Origin of the sequence: uncultured Thiodictyon sp. (assembly GCA_903837595.1) — a bacterium.
GTDB lineage: Bacteria > Pseudomonadota > Gammaproteobacteria > Chromatiales > Chromatiaceae > Thiodictyon.
Genome location: CAILVI010000391.1, coordinates 1 through 7,564, shown reverse-complemented (window position 1 = coordinate 7,564; position 7,564 = coordinate 1). Strand labels below are relative to the sequence as shown.

The window sequence follows — 7,564 nt, the reverse complement described above, 5'->3', positions numbered from 1 at the left end:
CCCCGCAAGCTGAAAGTGGCGGGCGCCTTGGCCGTTCCCCTCCCAGGCCCTCCCCCAATAGGGGAGGGAGGATTGGAGCGCGCTCCCGGCGCGACTTTCACGGTAAGCCTCGACCTCCAATACGCATGTGCTGCCGACCTCATGCCATGGCGGCGGATTGGGCGACTGGCGCGGGGGCGCCCCAGAGGCGCTCCAGGCTGTAGAAGTCGCGCACCTTGGGTAGCATCACATGGATCACCACGCCGTTGAGATCCACCAGTGCCCATTCTCCCTCGTTGAGTCCTTCGGTGCCCAGGGCCGCTTGACCGGCCTCCTTGGCGCGATAGGCCACCGTCTCGGCGATCGCCTTCACATGGCGGTCCGAGGTCCCGGAGGCCACGATCATATAGTCCGTGACGGCGGTCTTGCCGCGCACGTCCAGTACCGCAATATCCTTGGCCTTCATGTCGTCCAGGGTATCCACCACCAATTGTTTGAGTGTCTCGAGCTGCATGCGGTCTCCTGCGCTGTAGGGGTTCGTGGGTGCGGATGCACCGAATTGAGATGCTGTTCAGTTTCTCTGTGTTCGCAACTGGGGGTGCAAACACGAAAAACGATAAAATAATGACGCGAAATTGCCGGTCATATAATCGCTGACTCAGCGATAGAGTCCGGTCTCGCTGATGATCGCCAGCACCGGGTCTGGGACCAGGTAGCGGGCGCTGCGCCCGGCCCGGATCAGCTCCCGTACCCGGGTCGCGGCGATGTCCATCTGGGTCACGGCCTGGAACAGGATGCGCCCCGCGGGTGTCTCCCGCAGCGACCCCGGGTCGGCACAGGTCCGTCCGGAAACCAGCGCGGCCAGTGCCGGGGCCAGGGGGCCGGACACTCCGGGGCGGTCCATCACCACCAGATGGGCCAGGTCCAAAATCTCGCGCGGGCGGTGCCAGTCGGGAAAGCCCCGGAAGGCGTCGCTGCCCACCAGCAGGCAGAGTGGGCGTTCATCGCCCAGCTGCGCACGCAGTGATTTCAGCGTGTCGTATGAGAAGGAGCCTCCGGGGCGCTGCAACTCGCGAGCGTCCGCCCTGAGCCCGGGCTGACCGGCGATGGCCGCTTCCAGCATGGCGAGCCGCAGCCGCGCCGGGGCCTGCGGCTGGGGACGGTGGACGGCAACGTTGAGCGGTATGAGTCGCAACTCTGCAAGTCCCAGGGCCTGGAGGCAATCCAGGGCCGGGCGCAGGTGCCCGAGGTGGATCGGGTCGAAGGTGCCGCCCAGGACGCCGATCATGGGCAGGCGCGACCGGTCTGGCCGAGCACTGGCCACCAGCAGGCGACGCGCTCGGGGCCGCGACTTGCTTGCCGTGCCGCGCGCCACCACGGGTGGAGGCCGTTTCGCTGGCGGGACCGGGGGCCGGTCCGCTCCCCGGTCGGTCTGTGGGTTTGGGCCTGGGGCAAGGTCTCCTGGCTCTTGGTCAATCATCGATCGGCACGCCGATCGGAACGCGTTTCGCGCAACCTTAGCAGAACCCGCGGTGATTGTCCCTTGGCACGCGCTGCCGACGGCGCCGATGTCCCCCTGTCCCCGGGCGACAATCCGCCGTTTGCCCCCTATCATTAGGCATCCCATCGACTGCCGAGGCCCCAGCCCCCATGCCCACCCTGCGTATCCTGACCAACACCCAAGTCCCGGCCGCGGAGCGGCCGAACCTCCTCGCCCACGCCTCCCGCACCGTGGCGGAGTTGCTCGGCAAGCCTGAGACCTATGTGATGGTCATTCTGGAGGACGGACGCGACCTGCTCTTCGCCGGCACCTCATCCCCCGCCGCCTATCTGGAACTCAAGAGCCTCGGCCTGGCAGAGCTGCGCACCGCCCACTACTCGCGCGTGCTCTGTGACCTGTTGGTGGAGTCTTTGGATATCCCCGCCGATCGCATCTATATCGAGTTCGCCGCCCCGCCGCGGCACTTGTTCGGCTGGAACGGCGGAACCTTTTAGCGCCGGGCGCACGGCGTGTCCGGGGCGTGGGACCGGCGCTGCCGGTTCGCCGCTGATCACGGAAAACCCAACTAGGAGAGCGATGTGTCCGCGACTGATTCGTCACCGCCACTGCGCGGTCTGGTGCTCGGCGCCATCGGTGTCGTCTTTGGCGATATCGGCACCAGCCCGCTGTACGCCCTCAAAGAGACCTTCGCCGGTCATCATCCGATCCCGGTCACCGCGGATGCCGTGCTGGGTGTGCTGTCGCTGGTGTTCTGGACCATCATGGTCCTGGTGTCGCTGAAATATGTGATCATCATCATGCGGGCCGACAACCGCGGGGAGGGCGGGAGTCTGGCGCTGCTGGCCCTGGTGACCGGCATCACGCGCAACTCACGCGTGGCCCATGTGGTGGCCCTACTGGGAGTCTTTGCCGCCGCCCTGTTCTTTGGCGACAGTATGATTACGCCGGCCATTTCAGTGCTGAGTGCGGTCGAGGGGCTGGAGGTGCTCACGCCCCGGTTTACCAGCCTGGTCCTGCCGATTACGCTCCTGGTGTTGACTGGGCTGTTCGCCATTCAGCGGCGTGGCACCGGGTTGGTTGGTATGCTCTTTGGACCGGTCATGTGTGCCTGGTTCGGCGTGTTGGCGGTGCTGGGGCTATTGAGCATCGCCCAGCGGCCGGAGGTGTTGATGGCGCTTAATCCGGTCTATGCTCAGCACTTCCTTGCCGCGCATCCCTGGCTGAGCTTTCTGGCGCTGGGCGCGATTGTGCTTGCCGTCACCGGTGGTGAGGCGCTGTATACCGACATGGGTCATTTCGGCAAATTTCCGATCCGGCTCGCGTGGTTCGGCCTGATCATGCCCGCGCTGGTCATCAACTATTTCGGCCAAGGCGCGCTGCTGCTGGCCGACCCGGCGGCGGTGCAGAACCCATTCTATCTGCTGGCCCCCGGTTGGGCCTTGCTCCCGCTGGTGTTGCTCGCCACGGCCGCGACCGTCATCGCCTCGCAGGCGGTGATCTCCGGGGCCTTCTCGGTGGCGCGCCAGGCGGTGCAGCTCGGCTACCTGCCGCGCATGGTCATCGTGCAGACCTCGGGTGAGGCGCAGGGCCAGATCTATGTCCCATTCACCAATTGGACCCTCTATCTGGCGGTGATGGCCCTGGTGGTGGGCTTTCAATCCTCCAGCAATCTGGCCGCCGCCTATGGGATCGCGGTGACCGGGACCATGATGATCGACACCATCCTGGTGGGCTTTGTGATGGTGCTGCTGTGGCGCTGGCATTGGCTGGTGGTGGCGGTGGTCATCGGCGGATTCCTCGTCGTCGACCTCGCCTTCTTCAGCGCCAATGCGGTCAAGATCCCCCAGGGCGGCTGGTTCCCGCTCGCCATCGGTCTGGTGTCCTTTACCGTGCTCACGACCTGGAAGCGCGGGCGCCAATTGCTGTTGCGCAAAATGACCGAGCTCTCGGTGCCGCTCAAGTCCTTCATGACCTCCATCAACGGCGATATCCCCCGTCCGCAGGGGACCGCCGTCTTCATGACGGGTGACCGCGACGGCGTGCCGCCGGCCTTGCTGCACAACCTGTCGCACAATCACGTGCTGCATTCCCGCGTCTTGCTGGTGACCGTGGTGACGGAGGAACACCCGCTGGTGGCCGCCGCCGACCGGCTGGAGTTGACCGATCTCGGCAAGGGCTTCTATAGGCTGATCATCAAATACGGCTTCATGGAGCAACCGGACATCCCGGCGGCGCTGCAACAGTGTGCGACCCTGGGTCTGGAGTTCGACCTGATGACGACCTCCTTCTTCGTCAGTCGCGAAATCATCATCCCCAGCCTGCAACCCGGGATGGCGATGTGGCGGGAGCACCTGTTCAAGCAGATGTCCAAGAATGCGACCACTGCCACCGAGTTTTTCCATATTCCGACCGATCGCGTGGTCGAACTCGGCACCCAGGTGGAAATCTGAGCGTGAACCTCTCGTGACACCGCTACGCGGTGTCACGCCTGTGTTGGGCGCTCTGCGCCCCGAGTGTCGTTGGCCGCAACTGCCGGCCCCCAGCGCTCCTTCGCGGCCTCATCAGTCTCCCGCGCCTCGACCCAGCGTGCACCCGCCGCGGTGGTCTCCTGCTTCCAGAAGGGCGCCCTGGTCTTGAGTGAGTCGATCAGGAACTCGCAGGCGCGAAAGGCCTCCCCCCGGTGCCGGCTCGCCACCCCGACGAAGACGATGGCCTCCTGCGGCGTCAGCGGCCCCACCCGATGGACGATGCGGATCGCCTCCAGGTCCCAGCGCGCGGCGGCCTCCGCGGCGATCACCCTCAGTGCCTTCTCGGTCATCCCCGGATAGTGCTCCAGGGTCATGGCGCTGACCGCCTCGCCCGCGTTGCAGTCACGCATCAGCCCGACGAAGGTCACCACTGCGCCCACCTGGGGTCGGCCGTGCGCCAGGGCCTCCTGCTCGGCGGCGATGGCGATGGGGTCCGTTTGGACTTGGATGAACTGCATTGGTCGGGCCTCAGTGGGATTAGCTTTGGCAATTTCTGGAAAATCGTGTCCCGCTGGGGCGGGGCATCCCGGCTCATCTGGTGGTCAGTGCTATTGTCGATCTCCCGGGCGGTTCTTGTCTCCCGCATCAGTCTAGGGTGACACTCCGACGCCCGTAGGAGCGGCCCCCTGGCCGCGACGGGTTACGACGACCCCGATGCGCAAGATGGCGACCATGTCCGGCGTGCAGGACAGGACGACAGCGCACAGGCATAGTCGCCCGGCAACCCGAACCAGGAACCGGAAATGCCCAGCTTCGATTGCTTCCTCTCCTACAACAGCAAGGGCAAGCCCGCCGTGCCGGAATGCAGCCGCCGCCCCAGCCTGCTGGCACCTTCGAGTCCCGCCGGCGAACGTCCGTTCATGCTGGACTCTCGTTCCGATTCCGGCCGTCGGCAGCTCGCGGACCATCGGCGCCAACCGGCTTGCCCGGCCGCTTTCACGCGGCTAGAATCGGGGCTATATCCGCTCTCTGGTCGTTGAATTTGCTATCAGTATCCGCTCGTCTTCCGAGGGCCGAGTCATGAAGACCACCGTCGATCTACCTGACGAACTGCTCCGCCAAGCCAACGCCGAAGCGGCACGGCGCGGCCTGCGTCTGGCTGAGCTGCTGGCAGAGGTCCTGCGCCGGGTGCTGCCTTCCGCACAGCGGTTGGATTCCCAGCAAGCGCGGCTTCACCCGGGGGCTGATGTGGCGGACCTGTCCGCGTTGATGGCGGACGGCGAGGGCATCATCGATTCGGGCGTCGATGACCTGGCCAGTCACCCGCGCCACATGGAAGGGTTCGGTCGTGACGCGCTGGGCCATCGTTGATACCGGGCCGTTGGTGGCCTTTCTGGATCGCCGCGAGCGGCACCACGCCTGGGCGGTTGCGCAGATGCGCACGCTCAAGGCGCCGCTCCTGGTCTGCGAGTCGGTCCTGACCGAGGCCATGTTCCTGCTGTCCGGATTCCCTGCGGCACGCGAGAAGCTGATGCACTGGTTGGACCGGGGCGTCCTGGAGATCGGCTTTAACCTTGCCGATCACAAGCAAACTGTCACCGCGCTACTCCTTAAGTATCAAGACGTTCCGATGGCCCTAGCGGATGCCTGCCTGGTGCGGATGACGGAGATCCACGACCGGCATGTCGTCTTCACGCTGGATTCGGACTTCAGTATCTACCGCAAGCACGGGCGCTTGCCGATTGCCGTGCTCGTACCGGACCGGCCTTGATCCATCGCAATGGGTGGACCCAATGAGCACGACTGACCAACTGACCGCATCATGGGGGCGCGGCAATGACTAGCCGAGAGATCGTTTCGGACCCCAACGTGATGAAGGGAGAGCCGATCCTCGCCGGGACGCGGATCACCGTGCGGTCGATCCTGGAGCGGCTGGCGGCCGGCGAGTCGGACGCGCAGGTCATCGAGGTCTACCCGGCCCCGGGGCCGGACGATATCCGCGCCGCGCAGCGATACGCCGCGGAGAGCCTGGGTAAGGGCGCGGCGGAATCGAGGGCAGGTCCGCCTCCCGGCGCCTCCTCCGAACCACCGTTCATTCACGGCTGGTCAACCGAGTAGGTTCAGGCCCTCCAACGCGCTGCCGCCTATGCCCGAGGGATGGGGGTCTGCTTCCGTGACCCGTCGCAAAGGGTGAGCGCTGTTCTGGAGGTCAACTTTCGCGTAGTCGTTGTCCGCGAGGGGGGTTGGTTCCGCGACGATGAGTACGGGCCAGTAGTGGACCGCCAGGAGGTGAGCGTAACGCTTGATCCACCTCAAATGGTCATCATTCCCGGGGGCAGCTTCTTGATGGGCTCGCCAGAAGCAGAGGCGCAATACGCGAACGTCAATGAGACCCCACAACATCGGGTCACCATCCAGCCCTTCGCCCTCAGCGAGACTGCGGTGATCTTCGAGCAGTATGACGCCTTCGCCGAAGTCACCGGTCGCGACAAGCCAAAGGATGAGGGTTGGGGTCGTGGCGACCGCCCGGTGATCAACGTCTATTCGTACGACGCCACGGGCTATTGCGAGTGGCTTTCCAAGCAGACTGGCCAGACCTATCGCTTGCCTACGGAAGCCGAGTGGGAATATGCCTGTCGGGCCGGGACCATCACGCGCTTTAGCTTCGGCAACTCAATCAATACCGACCAAGCGAACTACAAGGACAGCGACGCGACTTCGTTGAACGGTCTCGCTAAGACGCAACCCGTTGGCAGCTATCCAGCGAACCCCTGGGGTCTCTATGATATGCCCGGCAATGTCAGGGAGTACACAGAGGATTTGTACCATGAGAGCTATGTTGGCGCGCCAACGGACGGTAGTGCATGGCTCGGTTCTGGTTCGTGGTCTGGTTCGGGCTATCGCGTAGAGCGCGGCGGCTCTTGGGATGACCTCGATTGGCGCCTCTGCTCCGCCCGTCGTGACTCCAGCTATTATGGGAGCAGCAGAAGGCGAGGTTTTCGCGTGGTCAGGGAGCTTAGCCCTTGATCCTAAGCGCGGGCGGGGCTGGCCGAGCGTCTGGGGGCCAATTGGCAGCGGCTCGAAGGGCTGGGGGACGACGGGGCCATGGAACAGTTCGAGCTGGCGCTCGGTGACGGTTTTCCGCTGAACCTGAGCGCCTGCCGGGTCGCCTTCCCGCCCGCCGACTGGCCGGCGCAGGACGTGCTGACGCTGGTGGTGGGCGGGCGCCAGCTCGGCAAGTCGAGCTTGCTGCTGGCACTGCAACGCCGCTTCACGGGGCTCAAGGGCATCGACTGCCGCTATCTGTCCGTGGGCCAGGCGGGCATCGAGTCCCGGCTCGCCGCCGCCCTGGGGCTGCCGACGGCCACACCCCTGCCGGACCTGCTGCGGCAGTTGGCGCAGGCGCCGTCCGGCACCCGGCGGGTGCTGCTGCTGGACGAGGCGGACGCCTTCGTGGCCGAGGATGCCGCCCGCGGCTATGCCTGTCTGAACCTAAAGCAGTTGGTGCCCGCCGCAGGCCGTTCCTGACCCGCGGATGGGTACACGCGGAGGCTAAATTCCGGCTATGCCGGGGCCGGTAAGCCCGACGGCGGGTGCAATTCGCGGCCGTGGAGGT

The 7,564-nt window shown here is 65.3% G+C and carries 10 protein-coding genes; 7 read left to right on the top strand and 3 right to left on the bottom strand.

Going from position 1 to position 7,564, the window contains the following annotated elements:
* Nucleotides 1-139: 139 nt before the first annotated feature.
* Together rsfS and nadD are read right to left on the bottom strand one after the other, a co-directional pair.
* Entirely contained in the window at nucleotides 140-493 is a 354-nt protein-coding gene (gene rsfS / locus QZY44_RS23505; RefSeq protein ID WP_295453605.1) for a ribosome silencing factor, read from the bottom strand.
* A 144-nt stretch (nucleotides 494-637) separates the two neighbouring features.
* Complete coding sequence (gene nadD / locus QZY44_RS23500) at nucleotides 638-1,267, bottom strand: nicotinate-nucleotide adenylyltransferase (RefSeq protein ID WP_295453598.1); 630 nt, start codon at nucleotides 1,265-1,267, stop codon at nucleotides 638-640.
* A gap of 362 nt (nucleotides 1,268-1,629) precedes the next feature.
* Here nadD and QZY44_RS23495 point away from each other — a divergent pair, with 362 nt between their 5' ends.
* Both QZY44_RS23495 and QZY44_RS23490 read left to right on the top strand, forming a co-directional pair.
* Nucleotides 1,630-1,974 carry a phenylpyruvate tautomerase MIF-related protein gene (locus QZY44_RS23495; protein WP_295453595.1) on the top strand — a complete coding sequence of 115 codons (345 nt, stop codon included), beginning with the start codon at nucleotides 1,630-1,632 and terminating at the stop codon, nucleotides 1,972-1,974.
* 84 nt (nucleotides 1,975-2,058) lie between these two features.
* A complete protein-coding gene (locus QZY44_RS23490; RefSeq protein WP_295453592.1) occupies nucleotides 2,059-3,930 on the top strand; it encodes a potassium transporter Kup in 1,872 nt (623 codons plus the stop codon).
* 32 nt (nucleotides 3,931-3,962) lie between these two features.
* Here QZY44_RS23490 and moaE read toward each other — a convergent pair whose 3' ends face one another.
* Nucleotides 3,963-4,466, bottom strand: coding sequence for a molybdopterin synthase catalytic subunit MoaE (gene moaE / locus QZY44_RS23485; RefSeq protein WP_295453588.1), 504 nt, complete (start codon nucleotides 4,464-4,466; stop codon nucleotides 3,963-3,965).
* A gap of 562 nt (nucleotides 4,467-5,028) precedes the next feature.
* On the opposite strand from moaE, the gene QZY44_RS23480 reads away from it, so the two are divergent.
* The 5 genes from QZY44_RS23480 to QZY44_RS23460 all read left to right on the top strand — a co-directional run bounded on the left by QZY44_RS23480 (nucleotide 5,029) and on the right by QZY44_RS23460 (nucleotide 7,476).
* Nucleotides 5,029-5,319, top strand: coding sequence for a hypothetical protein (locus QZY44_RS23480; protein ID WP_295453583.1), 291 nt, complete (start codon nucleotides 5,029-5,031; stop codon nucleotides 5,317-5,319).
* Nucleotides 5,297-5,719, top strand: a complete 423-nt coding sequence (locus QZY44_RS23475) for a PIN domain-containing protein (RefSeq protein WP_295453580.1) — start codon at nucleotides 5,297-5,299, stop codon at nucleotides 5,717-5,719. The genes QZY44_RS23480 and QZY44_RS23475 overlap by 23 nt, the downstream gene beginning before the upstream one ends.
* Before the next feature lie 65 nt (nucleotides 5,720-5,784).
* A complete protein-coding gene (locus QZY44_RS23470) occupies nucleotides 5,785-6,066 on the top strand; it encodes a DUF433 domain-containing protein (protein ID WP_295453576.1) in 282 nt (93 codons plus the stop codon).
* 198 nt (nucleotides 6,067-6,264) lie between these two features.
* Nucleotides 6,265-6,975 (top strand): formylglycine-generating enzyme family protein, encoded by a 711-nt coding sequence (locus tag QZY44_RS23465; RefSeq protein WP_295453571.1) that lies wholly within the window; start codon nucleotides 6,265-6,267, stop codon nucleotides 6,973-6,975.
* A gap of 78 nt (nucleotides 6,976-7,053) precedes the next feature.
* On the top strand, nucleotides 7,054-7,476 hold the full coding sequence (locus tag QZY44_RS23460) for a hypothetical protein (RefSeq protein WP_295453567.1): 423 nt from the start codon (nucleotides 7,054-7,056) through the stop codon (nucleotides 7,474-7,476).
* The last annotated feature ends 88 nt before the right edge of the window (nucleotides 7,477-7,564 follow it).